The organism is Pseudophaeobacter sp. (genome assembly GCF_048267565.1).
GTDB lineage: Bacteria > Pseudomonadota > Alphaproteobacteria > Rhodobacterales > Rhodobacteraceae > Pseudophaeobacter > Pseudophaeobacter profundi.
Window position 1 is genome coordinate 204664 of record NZ_JBLWXG010000005.1, and the last position, 14123, is coordinate 218786.

A 14123-nucleotide genomic window follows, 5' to 3' on the forward strand; every position below is an offset into this window, starting at 1 on the left:
GGCTTCCCTTGGAACTGATCCTCGAAACGCTCGGTCTCACTGAGACTGCGGCCTTGCTGTCGCTCTCTTCCCCAGGCTGGGGCGCAAATCTGCTGCGCGGTCTGGCAAATTCACTCCAGATTGCGCTGGGGGCCTTTGGCATGGGGCTGGTGATCGGGCTGTTTGGGGCCTATGGCAAACTATATGGCGGGCCAATTCTACGGGATCTGCTCGCCATATATACCACCGTTATTCGGGCAGTACCGGAATTGGTGCTGATCCTGATCCTCTATTATGTTGGCACCGACCTGATCAACAAACTGGCCCAGTTCATGGGCTATGGCCGGGTCGAGATCAGCGGCGTGGTAGCTGGCATCTGGGTTCTGGGCATTGTTCAGGGCGCCTATGCCACCGAAATTCTGCGCGGTGCCATTCAGGCGGTCCCGCCCGGCCAGATCGAGGCGGCGCGCGCCTATGGCATGCCTGCCCTGCTGACCCTGCGCCGGGTGACCGTCCCGGCACTGATGGCCTTTGCCACGCCGGGTCTGGCCAATCTGTGGCTGATTGCAACCAAGGACACGGCGCTTTTGGCGGTTGTCGGTTTTAATGAACTGACGCTTGAAACCAAGCAGGCTGCCAGCAGCACCCGCTCATACTTTACCTTCTTCCTTGCTGCTGGCGGCCTATATCTGATGGTGACACTTTGCTCTGGCGTGGTCTTTGCCCGCATCGAGAAATGGGCCCGCCGCGGCCAACCTTCGTTGAGACAGGGGGGCCTATGACTGGTTTGAAGTCTCTTATGCAGCCCCATCGCCTTGTGCTGATGGCCCTGTTTGCCGCTTTTGTCCTGTGGTGCGCGCTGTCGATGCGCTGGGACTGGTTGCCAAAATATGCGCCGCTCGCGCTCGAAGGGCTCTGGACTACGCTCTGGATCCTGGCAGTCACCACCGTGCTTGGCTTTTTACTGGCGGTGCCCCTTGGGCTGGCCCAGGCCATCGGGCCTTGGTATCTTTCGGCCCCGGCACGGATCTTTTGTACCGTCATTCGCGGCACGCCACTGCTGTTGCAGATCTGGCTGCTGTACTATGGGCTGGGATCGCTGTTTCCGCAGTTCCCCTGGATCCGCTCAAGCGAACTCTGGCCCTATCTGCGTCAGGCCTGGCCCTATGCGGTGCTGGCGCTGACCCTGTCTTATGCCGGCTATGAGGGCGAAGTGATGCGTGGCGCCTTTTCCGGGGTTGCCAAGGGGCAACTGGAATCGGCGAAATCCTTTGGCATGCCGCGATTCACCATGTTCCGCCGCATCTGGCTGCCGCAGGCCATCCGCAACGTTTTGCCCACCCTGGGCGGCGAAACCATCCTGCAGCTCAAAGCGACACCGCTGGTGGCCACCATCACCGTGGTTGAAATCTATGCCGTCTCTTCACGGGTGCGCGCGGATACCTTTATCGTCTACGAGCCACTCTTGCTGCTCGCCCTGGTCTATATGGTCATCGCGGCACTGATTGGCCTGGCCTTCAAACGATTTGAAAACATGGGGCCGACGTTGCGGCGCTAATCAGCTGCCGCCTGTTGCCCCAAGCGCCCCAAGCCCAGCCCCCAATATGGCGGCGGTCAATGCCAGACTGCCGCCACACAGAACAGCCGCAGGGCCGTCAAGCACCGATCTTGAGGCCGGCCATCAGATGGTGAAATTTCTCGCCCTGGATCGCAATGTGGTCGCGCAGGATATTGGCAGTTTCCGTGGCATCTCCGGCGCGCAGGGCGGCAACCACCGCCAGGTGCTCCGTCATGGATTGCTCCATCCGGCCCCGCACCCGCAGCTGCATCCGGCGATAAGGTTTGAGACGGCGATGCAGTTTCAGCACCTCACATTCAAGATAGGCATTGCCCGCCTGATGGTAGATGATGTGGTGAAAGCGTTCATTATGAAGGTAATAGCCATCGGTATCGCCTGCCTCTATCGCCTCCTGGCAGCGGCGGTTGGCGGCCTCCAGCTCTGCCAGGGCGGTGTCGGAAATGCGCATCGCGGCAAGGCGACCGCAGACGGCCTCTGTCTCCGCCATGGTTTCAAACATTTCCATCAGCTCTACCGGGCCGGGCTGGCGCACAAAGACCCCGCGCCGTGGGATTTGTTCCGCCAGGTTTGAATTCACCAGTTTTTGCAGCGCCTCACGAATGGGGGTGCGTGACACATTGAACTGAGCCGCCAGCTTGATCTCATCCAGCCGGTCTCCATCCTGGAATTCACCAGAAAAAACCGCCTCTTCCAGTTCTTGTGCAATAATATCTGCGCGCTTCATTCCCATATGAAACAGGTAGCAAGTCGCGCATTTGTGCGCAATATGTTATTTCTTGTATACAAAAAGATTGACTTTGAATGCCATTCACCGATGCTTGCGATGGTCAGCCCATAGTTCAAATCATGGGCACCTAGGGAGGATGACATGAAAAAGAATTTGCTAATGACCGGCGCCGCAGTTGCGATGATGGCGCTTTCCAGCATGGCCAATGCAACTGAATTGCGCCTGTCGCACCAGTGGTCGAACAAGGATATCCGGCATCAAGTTGCGCAGATGATCGCGGATGATGTGGCGGCTGCCGATGTCGATCTGAACATCAAGATCTTTGGCTCCAAATCGCTGTTCAAACCGCGCGAGCAATACAAGCCGCTTAGCCGCGGCCAGCTGGACATGACCGTTCTGCCGCTCAGCTATGCGGGCGGACAGCAGCCGGCCTATAACCTGACCCTGATGCCGGGGCTGGTAAAGAACCACGACCATGCCGCCCGTCTCAGCGCATCCCCCTTCATGGAGGCCCTGGAGGCCAAGATGGCTGAGGATGATGTTATGGTGCTGGTGCATGGCTACCTGGCAGGTGGCTTTGCCGGCACTGAAAAATGCATCACCCACCCTGACGACGTGAAAGGGCTGCAAACCCGCGCGGCGGGCAAGGCCTTTGAACAGATGCTGGCCGGCGCCGGGGCCTCGATTGCCTCTATGGCCTCATCCGAGATTTATAACGCGATGCAGACCGGGGTGTTGAACGCCGCCAATACATCGTCTTCGTCCTTTGTATCCTACCGGGTCTATGAACAGGTGAAATGCTACACCCCGGCGGGCGATGTGGCGCTGTGGTTCATGTATCAGCCGGTCCTGATGAACAAGAGCACCTTTGACGGGTTGAACGAAGATCAGCAAAACGCCCTGCGTGCCGCAGCCGAAAAGGCCGAATCCTTCTATCTGGAAGAGGCCAAGATGCAAGACGCGGCCTCAGCCAAGGTGTTCAGCGATGCAGGTGTTGAAATCGCTGAAATGTCAGCCGAAGATTTTGCCGCCTGGCGCGCCCTGGCACAGGAAACATCCTATGCCAAATTCGTCGCCGAAGTTCCGGATGGGCAGGCCCTGCTCGATCTGGCGCTGGCTGTCGAATAGCCAACGCTGAGCACCCTGTTTTGGGGCGCACATAGCTTTCATCTCGTCGGGGGCAGCCGTGAAATGCTGCCCCCGCACGACGAAAAACACACCTATATAAGGGGGAAGCAATCATGTCAGGTCATGGTAGCTCGGTACCCGTTGCTCAATCCGGCAACAACTTGTTTCTGCGCCTTGTCGCGATGCTGTCCAACATCGCCGGCTGGTGCGCCGCCGGCATGATCGTCGCGGCCGTGGCGATCACCTGTCAGATGATCTTTGTCCGCTACGTGCTGAACGGGTCGACCGTCTGGCAGACCGAAGCGGTGATCTATCTGATCATCGCCGCCACCCTGATTGGCCTGCCCTATGTTCAGCGGCTGCGCGGTCATGTGAATGTGGATCTGATCCCGCTGTCACTGCCACCACGCCCGCGCCTGGTCATGGCCATCATGACCTCTTGCCTGTCGATCGCCATTGTCGCGCTGATGCTGTTTTACGGCGCCGAGTATTGGCATTTCGCCTGGGAACGCGGCTGGCGATCAGACACCGTTTGGGGCGTGCGCCTCTGGATTCCCTATCTGGCCCTGCCCATCGGCTTTGGCCTGTTCCTGCTGCAACTTATCGCCGACCTCGTTGCTGTGCTGCTCGGCATCGAAAAACCCTTTGGTCTGGAGTAACTCCCTTGGATCCTCTCTTGCTTGGCGGGCTTGTGGCGATTGTCACGATCCTCGTTCTATTCTCTGGCGTTTCGGTGGCTATCGGGCTGTTGATCGTCTCAGCCGGATTTCTATTGGTATTTGATGGCGCACGCTCGCTAGAACTGATGCCCGAACTGCTGTTTGGCAAGCTGGACAATTTTGCCCTGCTGTCCATTCCGATGTTCATCATCATGGGGGCCTCGATTGCCTCTACCCGCGCCGGTGCCGATCTTTACGAGGCGCTGGAGCGCTGGCTGACGCGGGTGCCCGGTGGGCTGGTTGTCTCCAACCTCGGTGCCTGCGCATTGTTCGCGGCCATGTCCGGGTCGTCGCCTGCAACCTGTGCGGCGATCGGCAAGATGGGCATCCCCGAGATGCGCAAACGCGGCTACCCCGATGGCGTCGCCGCCGGGTCGATCGCGGCGGGCGGCACCCTGGGCATCCTGATCCCACCCTCCGTCACCATGATCGTCTATGGCATCGCAACCGAAACCTCTATCGGGCGGCTGTTCCTTGCCGGTGTGCTGCCGGGGCTGATGCTGGTGGGGCTGTTCATGGCCTGGTCACTTTACTCTACCTGGAAATCGGGTGATGCCGCGCGCCTGGGCGCGGGCAGCTACAGCTGGGCACAGAAATTTGAGATCCTGCCCCGCGTCCTGCCCTTTCTCGCTATTATCCTTGGGGTGCTTTACGCCATGTATGGCGGCATCGCCACGCCATCTGAAACAGCGGCTGTCGGGGCCCTGCTCTGCCTGGTGATCGCCATGGTGATCTACAAGCTGTGGCATCCGGCGGATCTGTGGGTGGTGCTGCGCGACAGCACCAAGGAATCCGTGATGATTCTGTTCATCATCGCGGCGGCCGGCGTGTTTTCCTATATGCTCAGCTCGCTGTTCATCACCCAGTCGATTGCCGAATGGATCGGCACCTTGGATGTAAACCGCTGGGTCCTGATGGGGGTAGTGAATGTCTTTCTGCTGATCGCCGGCTTCTTCCTGCCGCCGGTCGCGGTGATCCTGATGGCGGCGCCAATCCTGCTGCCGATCATCGACACCGCTGGATTTGACCCGATCTGGTTTGCCGTGGTGCTGACCATAAACATGGAAATCGGCCTGATCTCTCCGCCTGTCGGTCTGAACCTCTATGTGATCAACGGCATTGCGCCTGATATCTCGCTCAAGACCATCCTGACGGGATCACTGCCCTTTGTGGCCTGTATGGTGCTGGCCATTGTGCTGCTATGCCTTTTCCCCGGAATTGCCACCTGGTTACCAAACTATGTAATGGGAGCAGCACTATGACCCTGTTGGCCGATCTCCTTTCCACCGTTTTCGAACGGCGCTATCGCCAGCCTGCGCGACAGGTACGCGATGATCGCCCCGCCGAAGACCTGGCCGAAGCCCTGGTTGGTTCGGCCGACGAAACCTCTGGTCTGGCGCTGGCGGGGGATTTGCTATCGCGCTTCGCCGCAATGAATGATGATGAGAAGCTGGCGTTTTTTCGCCATATCGCCACCGCGCTGAACATCGACCCAGATGCGGTGCGCAGCACCCTGGCGGCCTATGAACAGGATCCTTCCAAAGCCAGTTACCGGGCCTTTATGGCCGCAGCAGAGCCCCGCCGTCAGGAGCTGATCCGCCGGATCAACCGAATACCCGGCACCACCGAGGCACTGGTGCGGATGCGAGCTGATCTGTTGCGACTGGGCAAGGGCATGCCAGAACTGGAAGCACTGGATCAGGATTTCCGCCATCTCTTTGCGTCCTGGTTCAACCGTGGTTTTCTGGTGCTGCGCCCGATCAACTGGCAAAGCCCCGCATATATTCTGGAAAAGATCATCGCCTATGAGGCGGTGCACGCCATCCACAGCTGGGACGATCTGCGCCGCAGGTTGCAACCCGCCGACCGGCGCTGTTTTGCCTTTTTTCACCCGGCAATGCCGGATGAGCCGCTGATCTTTGTCGAGGTGGCCCTGACCCGTGGCATTCCCGGATCTATCCAGATGTTGCTGGCTGAAGACCGCACCCCCCTGCCCGCCGAAGATGCCGATACGGCGGTGTTCTATTCGATCTCAAATTGTCAGGCCGGGCTGGCCAGCATTTCCTTTGGCAATTCTCTGATCAAGCAGGTTGCATCGGATCTGGCGGCAGAACTGGCGGGGCTGGACACCTTTGTCACCCTCTCGCCCATTCCGGGATTGATGCAGTGGCTCGCGCAGGAGGACCCCGATTGGCAGCCCGCCACGCCGCAGGACATGCAGGCCCGCGCCGCGCACTACCTGCTGACGGCAAAGGGGCGCGGCGGTGCGCCCTTTGACCCGGTAGCGCGGTTTCACCTTGGCAATGGTGCCATCGTGCATGCGGTGCACGCCGATGCGGATACCTCGCAAAAGGGGCAGGCCCAATCTGGCGGCGCAATGGTAAATTACCTATACGATCTGAAAAATATCGCCCAAAACCACGAAGCCTTTGCCGCAGGCAAAGAGGTCGTGGCCTCGACCGCAGTTCAGGCGCTGGCAAAATCCGCCGCGCAATCGCAAGCCTAAGAAAGGCAATCCAATGGCAAACCTTTTGTATGACAGTCTTTTTGGGGTCCACGCTGGCAAGACCGCACCGTTTTTACACCTGTCAAATGGCGATATTGTCACCTATCAGGACTTTCTCACGCGGGCAGCGCAGATCGCCAATGTCATGGTGCAAAGCGGGCTGAAACCCGGTGATCGGGTTGCTGTTCAGGTGGAAAAATCCCCCGAGGCGCTGGCGCTCTATGCGGCCTGTGTGCAGTCCGGGCTGGTCTTCCTGCCGCTCAACACCGCCTACACGGTTGATGAGCTGACCTATTTCATTGAAAACAGCGGCGCTGCGCTGATTGTCTGTGGTGGCACCAGCGCAGCGGCCCTGACGCCGATTGCCACCTCTCTGGGCGCGACACTGGAAACCTTGAATGACGATGGCACCGGATCCCTGATGGCCCTGGCAGACAATAGCCCCAAGCAGTTTGCAACGGTAGCGCGCGGCGGGGATGATCTGGCGGCCTTTCTCTATACCTCTGGCACAACCGGGCGTTCCAAAGGGGCGATGCTGACGCAGGAAAACCTGCTGTCCAATGCCCAGACCCTGGTGGAACACTGGCGGTTCACAGCCGAGGATGTGCTGCTGCACGCCCTGCCGATTTTCCATACACACGGGCTGTTTGTGGCGACAAATATCACTCTTGCGGCGGGTGGAAGCATGATCTTTCTGCCCCGTTTCAATCTGGACCAGATCATCGAGATGTTACCCCAGGCCACCACGATGATGGGGGTTCCGACCTTCTACACCCGGCTGTTGGGCGACAGCCGTTTCACCGGCACGCTGACGGCGCATATGCGATTGTTCATCTCCGGCTCTGCGCCGCTCTTGAGCGAAACCCATGCCCAATTCGAGGGTCGCACCGGGCATCGGATCCTTGAGCGCTATGGCATGACCGAAACCAACATGAACACCTCCAACCCCTATGAGGGCGAGCGACGCGCCGGCACGGTGGGCTTCCCCTTGCCTGGGGTCGAACTGAAGATCACCGATCCGGCAACCGGAAACACGCTGCCCGATGGCGAGGTCGGCCAGATCGAGGTGCGTGGTGCCAATGTGTTCAAGGGCTACTGGCAGATGCCGGAGAAAACCGCAGAAGAGCTGCGCGCCGACGGGTTCTTCATCACCGGCGATCTGGGCAGCATTGATGCCGATGGCTATGTGCAGATTGTCGGCCGCAACAAGGATCTGATCATCTCTGGCGGCTATAATATCTACCCCAAAGAGATTGAACTCGTGCTGGATGACCAGCCCGGCGTGCTAGAAAGCGCCGTTATCGGCGTGCCGCATCCCGATTTTGGCGAAACTGTTGTTGGCATCGTCATCCCCGAAGCAGGCCAGAGCCCTGATCTTGACGCCATCATGGCGGCGGTGAAACAGTCGCTTGCCCGGTTCAAGCACCCGCAAAAGCTGGTTGTTCTGGAAGAGCTGCCCCGAAATACGATGGGCAAAGTACAAAAGAACATCCTACGCGACAGCTATCAATCAATGTTCACAGGGGCCTAGGGCCAGCGCGCCAATAACATTATTGCAGACCCAGCAGGGTTGGCCTTCCGGGCGAAGGCCAACCCTCGGGAAGGGAGAATTGCTCCGGGCGGTTTCTGATGGCATTCCCAACCAGCTTGCGGTCGCTTTCAGGCAGGTTGGCCTTGGCAACGCAAATGCCATGCAGTCAGACTTGGACGGCCCGACGGCTGACCCCCTGCATCATCGCCAGCAACTGTGGTTTTGAGACCGGCTTGGCCAGGACGTCGTCCATATGCGTGGCACGGTAATAGGCCATCTGCTTGGGCATTGCGTTGGCTGTCACAGCGACAATAAAACTGGGATCGCGCTCCTTGGCCTGTTCAACAGAGCGGATCTTCTGGGTGGCCTCGACACCATCCATCCCCGGCATCTGGATATCCATCAAGATCACATCAAATGCCGATCTGCTAACCAGATCCACCGCCTCGCCGCCACTGGCCGCGGTTTCAACCCGGCAGGCGGTTGAAGCCAGGAATTTTTGTAGGATCAGCCGGTTTGTCTTGTTGTCATCCACCACCAGAACGGCAAGCTCGGGAAGATCAGAGCCAAGAGGCAACGCCGCGTCGCCACGGCTTGGCCCTGCCACCAGATCAGCCCCCGACTGGAGTGGCAATCTGATTTCAAAGGTTTCCCCCTGATCCGTTTCTGCAGCCAATTGCAGACTGCCGCCCATCGCCTGGCAAAGTTGTCTTGAAATCGAAAGCCCCAGACCCGTACCGCCAAATTTGCGGGCATCGCTGCCATCCGCCTGCTGGAAGGGTTCAAAGATCGTATCACGCGCCGCCGTCGGGACACCCGGCCCAGTATCGCAGACCCGAAGCAACAGCAGCGTGCCGCCCTCGGTTGGTTCTGCTATGATAGTAACGCCCCCATCCTGCGTGAATTTGACGGCGTTCGACACCAGATTATGCAGAACCTGGCGAAGGCGATATTCGTCTGCAACAATTGTCTGTGGCAAATCCGGATCGACCATAACGCTAAGCCGCAAGCTCTTTTCCTTGGCAACCCCCGCGAAAAGATTGCAGGCGCCATTCACAGCGTCGCGTAGCAGGAAGGGTTTGTTCTCCAGCTCCATTTTGCCAGCTTCGATCTTCGACAGGTCAAGCACATCGCCGATTGTCGACAGCAAGACGCGCCCGGAATCTTCAATCGCCTGCAGATAGTCTTTCTGCTCCTCGTCGAGCCTTGTTTCGCTCAGCACCGTTGCCATGCCAAGCACCCCGTTCAATGGCGTTCGGATCTCATGGCTGACATTTGCCAGGAAATGCGTCTTTGCCCGGTTGGCAGCTTCGGCCTGGGCCAGGGCAGCGCGCAGGGCTTCGGCAGTGCGCTCTCTTTCAGTGATATCGACAAGAGAAACCGACCACCCCAGCAGCGAGGTTGTGGTCTGGATCGGGCTTTCAATGGGTAAGGCACGCGGATCAAAGATGCGATGACCAATCCGTATTGGTTCTGCCGCGCAGCGAACCTTGGTATGGATCAGCTCTTCTATCACTGGCCCAATGCCCGGCAAGCGGTCAATCCTGTCCCCAAGCCCCGGCATGTGCAGGCCAAAAAGAGCCCGCGCCGCAGGGTTTGCATCCGCAAGCCGCCCGCGCCCATCCACCAGCAAGACCGGATCATGCGTGGCAGAGAAAATCAGCGCCTGCCCCTGGGCCGCCGTGTCCATCATCGAATTGTTCAGCAACAGCCAGCTCAATGCGATCAGCGAAACCGCAAAAGTATACGGCGTCGGATCAAAGCCAAACAGCGTTACCCCCCAGCCAATATAGGCCAGATTGGCGCCCACCGGAGCAGCAGTGACAACGAACAACGCGCTCAGGAAAGGACGGATAACCTTCTTTGATTTCAATAAGGCAAGGCAAAGCACCCCGAGGGTGGCCATGATGAAGAGGTACAGGCAGGAAGCAATCAGGTAAAATATCGGCCCATGGTCAAAGACGACATAGTGGCTGCTCTCTTCGGTCACCAGATGGGTATCCGGCCCATAGAGCAACTGCGTCCAGCTGTTCGTCAGGGCAATTACACTCACCAATCCCGGCAGCCCGATATAGGTAAACAGTCGGATCGGGTGGCGCTCTTGCGTGGTGTTCAGGGTGTAGTCGAAAATAAAGAAGGTCCAGGCGATGGGCAGCAAGATGATGCCCGGCCATGCCGCCAGAGACCAGCCAATCTTGCAGCCTTCGCTGGGCGATGCCAGATCAAAGCCAACAGTGAACAGCCACCACAGCATCGCAGCCAGTGTCAAAACAAAAGCAGGCTGCCCCCCAAAGGGGTTATTTCGCGCCACCGCCACCATGACAAAGAAACAGACCACCCAAAGGACGGCTGCAGAGCCAGAGGCCAAGTTTACCTCAAGGTTGTTCAGGCAGGTCATAGATGATCATGATATTCGGGTTGAAGTTTCATAAACTCCACTATTGCTCTCATAACGATACGGAATTTGTTACCCCAATAAGATGAAAATGTATTGCAAACCTATTAATATCGACGGTCGGCAGCGTGGAAAATTGTAAAATTTCATCACGCTGCGGCAAATGGCGAGACAAGAATAGGACAGGCTTGATCCAGGCCGTAAGCGGGATTTCCCCACCAAGGCCTGGCCGCCACCCGAAGGAACCATGCCCCAAAGGGAAACGCAGGCCCCGCGACCGGGGCCTGGACCAGAATGTTTTTACGATAAATTGATGGCAGCTGCCCAGTTGCGGGTGCCTTTGCGCGCCGACATCCGCGCTTTTGCTACGATCCCCAGACAGATAGCTGCCATCGCCTGGTCTGTCTGACGCCTGCCCCCGGCCGCAAGCTGCGCCAGGTTTTAACGGCGCGGATGGTGCCAAAGCCCCGCGGCCTGTGCGGCGCCTTTACGAAGCCGCAGCAGAGCTTTGGACCGGCTTTTAGTCTGCCGCGACAGGCTTCCATGCGATCACGTCGATTTCGACCTTGGCATCGACCATCAGCGGCGACTGTACGGTCGACCGGGTCGGCGGATGATCAATGAAGTGCTTTTCGAACACCGCATTGAAAGAGGAAAAATCGCGTGCATCATCCAGCCAGCAGTTGACCTTGACGACATCGTTCAGGTCGCAGTCGGCCAGGGCCAGGGCGGCTTTGACATTGACGACCACCTGCTCTGTCTGGGCAACGATGCCACCGGTCACGACCTCGCCGTCAACGGTAGGCACCTGCCCCGAGATATAGACAAAATCGCCGGCGCGGACAGCCTTGGCGAAGGGGCGTTTCTGGCCGCCGGCCTGGGCGTCGGCGGTATCAAAGCGGCGAAGGGCCGGGTTGCTCATGTTAAAACTCCTGATTGTGTGTAGCTAAGTTGAGAAAGAAAGCGGGCGGCGCGGGCGTTCACCAGACCTGGCCGCGGGCCAGGACCGGCACCGGGCCAAGGCGGGTGGTGCCGCGGACCAGTTCGATCTGATCCAGCATATTCGTCACAACGCAGGCATGGTTGGGTACAATGCGCAGCCGGTCCCCCACCTGCAGGCCAATGGCCTGTGCGCTCAGCGTACCGTGTTCTTCTGACAGGGCCGCGACTGATATGTCGGGGCGCCCCAGCACATGGCCAAACCCCTCCAGGCCAAGCAGGTCAGAGGTCAGCACCTTGGATCCTGCGTCGATGATTGCCCGGTTCGCAGCGGGCACCGAAACCACGGTGGCCAAAACCGTCAGGGCGCAATCGGCAAAGCCGCAGACCCCGCGCGCCTGCAGAGAGCGATCGTTGTAGACATAGGTGCCACTGCGGTATTCGGTGGTGGCAGGCACGGCCTGCGCCTGCCACATCCCCGGTGTGCCACCATTTGACACAACGCCCACGGACAGCCCGCGGGCTTCGATCAAGGCGATAGCATTGGCCAGCCAGTCTTGCACCTCTGCCTCGTGGCCAACCGGGGGGTAGGTCATCAGCCCGGCAAAGCGCAGACCGGGCAGATCATTCACGACATCCGCAAGATCAGCCGCCGCTTTGGGCGAGAGGACACCACAGCGCCCGGCACCGGTATCGCATTCAACCAGCACATCCAGCGGGCCTGGTGCGTCCTGAAAGGCCGCTGACAGGCCCTGTGCCACCTGACTATTGTCGCAGACCACAGAGAGGCGCACCCGCTCTGCCAGCGCGCGCAGGCGCGCCAGCTTGGCCTTGCCGACGATATTATAGGTCAGCAGCAGATCCTCGATGCCACCTTCGCTGATCATCGCCTCGGCTTCGGAAATCTTTTGGCAGGTGATGCCAATGGCCCCCGCCGCAATCTGCCTGCGCGCCAGCTGCGGCAGTTTGTGGGTCTTGATATGCGGGCGCAAGTGCAGCCCCTTGGCATCGCAATGCGCCTGGAAACGGTCGATATTTGCCTCGGCAATATCAAGATCGATCAGCACCGCCGGCGTGTCAATTTCCGGAAACATTACAGCACCTCTTCCTCATGCGGGGCGTCAACAATCGGCCAGAGCTTCCGGTTCACGCGGGTATAGGCATTCGTACGCGGATCGTTTGGATAGGGCCCATCAACCGCCGCATACAGAATATCAGCCGCCAGTGGCGCAAAGGCCCCGTGGAAGTGGTTGGTCGACTTGACCACCAGAATCTTGCGGGCAGCTGCGTCAATACCAAGGCCGGTGAACAGATCCGGCGAAAAGGCCTGGGCACGGTTTGAATTCAGCACGATTTCGATCCCGTCCATTTCGATCACCGCGCAATCCCCCAACGGCACAACCGAGGATCCAAAGCTCTGCACCGCGTCCTTTTGCACCCGTTTCACCAGCACCTCGCCATCGACGGGATCACCGGCCGAATGCGAGGTCTTCCCACCAAACCGCAGGCTCAGCCGCCCCCCCTCGCCCGCCGCGTGGCACAGCCGGACCGCCATCGGATCCCAAATGGTGCCAAAGGCAATATCACGCAGCCCCAGCGCCATCGCCTGCCGCAGGATAAGCGTGCTGTCCCCCGCCACGCCGCCGCCTGGATTATCCCAGACATCGGCAATAACAACCGGGCCTTTGGGGGCCGCAGCCGCGCGTTGCAGCGCCTCGTCAGCTGGTAAGAATTCGGGCCGCGCCGCCCCCCGGAAGGAAAACAGCTCCATCCCCAGTCGCCGCGACAGCTGGTCTGCGGCGGCGCGATCATTGTCGGTTATGACAATCATTTTGGCGCCAAGATCAGGAGAGTCCCCCGCCATGAACCCGTGGATCGCCGAAATCGACAGCGCCACGCCCTGCGTCTCAAGCGCGATCATCCTATCGACAAAGCCGCGCATCGGGTCACGGCTGGTGGGCAGCACATCCATCATGCGCACATCAAAAACCGACAGCACAGGCGTGATTTCGCCGCGCGCCGCGCGCAGTGTCAGCTCAACGCAGGCCTCTGCCGCTTCGACAAAATCCGTATGGGGAAACTCTTTGAAAACAGTGATGATATCGGCGTTATCGATACGCCTGTCGCTAAGATGGCTATGCGGATCAAAGCTGACGCCGATGGTGACATCCGGCCCAACGATCTGGCGCACCTGTTCGATCAGCACCCCCTCACAATCGACGCAATTGCTGGCGATCATCGCACCATGCAGCCCCAGGACAACCGCCTGTACCGGCAGCGCCGCGCGCAATTGATCCAGCACTTCGTCGCGCAGCCGGTCCCAAGTCGGTGCATTGACGATGCCCCCCGGTTCGGCCCAGGTCGCGGTGCCTTCAATCAGCTCTATTTCGCCAGCAACAGCCCGGCGGCGCAGCGCTGGAAAAACCGCACTGCACAGGGTTGGCGTTTCCGGATGCTCCCCCGGAGCGGCGTAAAAGCTCTGGGCGAAATCAGTGAAATCAGCGCGCAGCGGCGAAAAGGTATTGCATTCCGTCGCAACGGACGCACAAAAGACACGCATTTTGGAAAACCTATTTTCTTGGGGCCGACGACACTGCGCCCCCGGCCCGCATTTTCACAA

At 59.2% G+C, this 14123-nt stretch carries 12 protein-coding genes; 7 read left to right on the top strand and 5 right to left on the bottom strand.

Annotated elements, in window-relative coordinates:
* Positions 1-8: 8 nt before the first annotated feature.
* Both ACN0VH_RS13640 and ACN0VH_RS13645 read left to right on the top strand, forming a co-directional pair.
* On the top strand, positions 9-761 hold the full coding sequence (locus ACN0VH_RS13640; protein ID WP_417700879.1) for an ABC transporter permease: 753 nt from the start codon (positions 9-11) through the stop codon (positions 759-761).
* Positions 758-1537: an ABC transporter permease gene (locus ACN0VH_RS13645; RefSeq protein WP_278923093.1), complete on the top strand. Its 780-nt coding sequence runs from the start codon at positions 758-760 to the stop codon at positions 1535-1537. Before ACN0VH_RS13640 ends, ACN0VH_RS13645 begins: the two co-directional genes overlap by 4 nt.
* 97 nt (positions 1538-1634) lie before the next feature.
* Here the strand turns inward: ACN0VH_RS13645 and ACN0VH_RS13650 are convergent, their stop codons facing one another.
* Positions 1635-2288: a GntR family transcriptional regulator gene (locus tag ACN0VH_RS13650; RefSeq protein ID WP_417700880.1), complete on the bottom strand. Its 654-nt coding sequence runs from the start codon at positions 2286-2288 to the stop codon at positions 1635-1637.
* A 138-nt stretch (positions 2289-2426) separates the two neighbouring features.
* Here ACN0VH_RS13650 and dctP point away from each other — a divergent pair, with 138 nt between their 5' ends.
* From dctP to ACN0VH_RS13675, 5 genes are all read left to right on the top strand, one after another.
* On the top strand, positions 2427-3413 hold the full coding sequence (gene dctP, locus ACN0VH_RS13655) for a TRAP transporter substrate-binding protein DctP (RefSeq protein ID WP_417700881.1): 987 nt from the start codon (positions 2427-2429) through the stop codon (positions 3411-3413).
* 113 nt (positions 3414-3526) lie between these two features.
* Positions 3527-4072, top strand: coding sequence for a TRAP transporter small permease (locus tag ACN0VH_RS13660; RefSeq protein WP_278923096.1), 546 nt, complete (start codon positions 3527-3529; stop codon positions 4070-4072).
* A 5-nt stretch (positions 4073-4077) separates the two neighbouring features.
* Positions 4078-5394, top strand: coding sequence for a TRAP transporter large permease (locus ACN0VH_RS13665; protein ID WP_278923097.1), 1317 nt, complete (start codon positions 4078-4080; stop codon positions 5392-5394).
* Positions 5391-6638, top strand: a complete 1248-nt coding sequence (locus ACN0VH_RS13670) for a malonyl-CoA decarboxylase (protein WP_417700882.1) — start codon at positions 5391-5393, stop codon at positions 6636-6638. Before ACN0VH_RS13665 ends, ACN0VH_RS13670 begins: the two co-directional genes overlap by 4 nt.
* A 13-nt stretch (positions 6639-6651) precedes the next feature.
* On the top strand, positions 6652-8169 hold the full coding sequence (locus tag ACN0VH_RS13675) for a malonate--CoA ligase (RefSeq protein WP_417700883.1): 1518 nt from the start codon (positions 6652-6654) through the stop codon (positions 8167-8169).
* Between the two features lie 166 nt (positions 8170-8335).
* Here ACN0VH_RS13675 and ACN0VH_RS13680 read toward each other — a convergent pair whose 3' ends face one another.
* The 4 genes from ACN0VH_RS13680 to ACN0VH_RS13695 all read right to left on the bottom strand — a co-directional run bounded on the left by ACN0VH_RS13680 (position 8336) and on the right by ACN0VH_RS13695 (position 14063).
* Positions 8336-10567: a histidine kinase N-terminal 7TM domain-containing protein gene (locus ACN0VH_RS13680; protein ID WP_278923100.1), complete on the bottom strand. Its 2232-nt coding sequence runs from the start codon at positions 10565-10567 to the stop codon at positions 8336-8338.
* Positions 10568-11084: 517 nt separating this feature from the next.
* Positions 11085-11486, bottom strand: a complete 402-nt coding sequence (locus ACN0VH_RS13685) for a RidA family protein (protein WP_417700884.1) — start codon at positions 11484-11486, stop codon at positions 11085-11087.
* A 58-nt stretch (positions 11487-11544) separates the two neighbouring features.
* On the bottom strand, positions 11545-12597 hold the full coding sequence (locus ACN0VH_RS13690) for a D-TA family PLP-dependent enzyme (protein WP_278923102.1): 1053 nt from the start codon (positions 12595-12597) through the stop codon (positions 11545-11547).
* A complete protein-coding gene (locus tag ACN0VH_RS13695; RefSeq protein ID WP_417700885.1) occupies positions 12597-14063 on the bottom strand; it encodes a M81 family metallopeptidase in 1467 nt (488 codons plus the stop codon). Before ACN0VH_RS13695 ends, ACN0VH_RS13690 begins: the two co-directional genes overlap by 1 nt.
* Between the last annotated feature and the right edge of the window lie 60 nt (positions 14064-14123).

Coding starts and splice junctions, on each gene's coding strand:
- ACN0VH_RS13695 (WP_417700885.1), bottom strand. CDS start 14,063: ATGCGTGTCTTTTGTGCGTCCGTTGCGACGGAATGCAATACCTTTTCG.
- ACN0VH_RS13650 (WP_417700880.1), bottom strand. CDS start 2,288: ATGGGAATGAAGCGCGCAGATATTATTGCACAAGAACTGGAAGAGGCG.
- ACN0VH_RS13670 (WP_417700882.1), top strand. CDS start 5,391: ATGACCCTGTTGGCCGATCTCCTTTCCACCGTTTTCGAACGGCGCTAT.
- dctP (WP_417700881.1), top strand. CDS start 2,427: ATGAAAAAGAATTTGCTAATGACCGGCGCCGCAGTTGCGATGATGGCG.
- ACN0VH_RS13675 (WP_417700883.1), top strand. CDS start 6,652: ATGGCAAACCTTTTGTATGACAGTCTTTTTGGGGTCCACGCTGGCAAG.
- ACN0VH_RS13690 (WP_278923102.1), bottom strand. CDS start 12,597: ATGTTTCCGGAAATTGACACGCCGGCGGTGCTGATCGATCTTGATATT.
- ACN0VH_RS13660 (WP_278923096.1), top strand. CDS start 3,527: ATGTCAGGTCATGGTAGCTCGGTACCCGTTGCTCAATCCGGCAACAAC.
- ACN0VH_RS13685 (WP_417700884.1), bottom strand. CDS start 11,486: ATGAGCAACCCGGCCCTTCGCCGCTTTGATACCGCCGACGCCCAGGCC.
- ACN0VH_RS13645 (WP_278923093.1), top strand. CDS start 758: ATGACTGGTTTGAAGTCTCTTATGCAGCCCCATCGCCTTGTGCTGATG.
- ACN0VH_RS13680 (WP_278923100.1), bottom strand. CDS start 10,567: ATGACCTGCCTGAACAACCTTGAGGTAAACTTGGCCTCTGGCTCTGCA.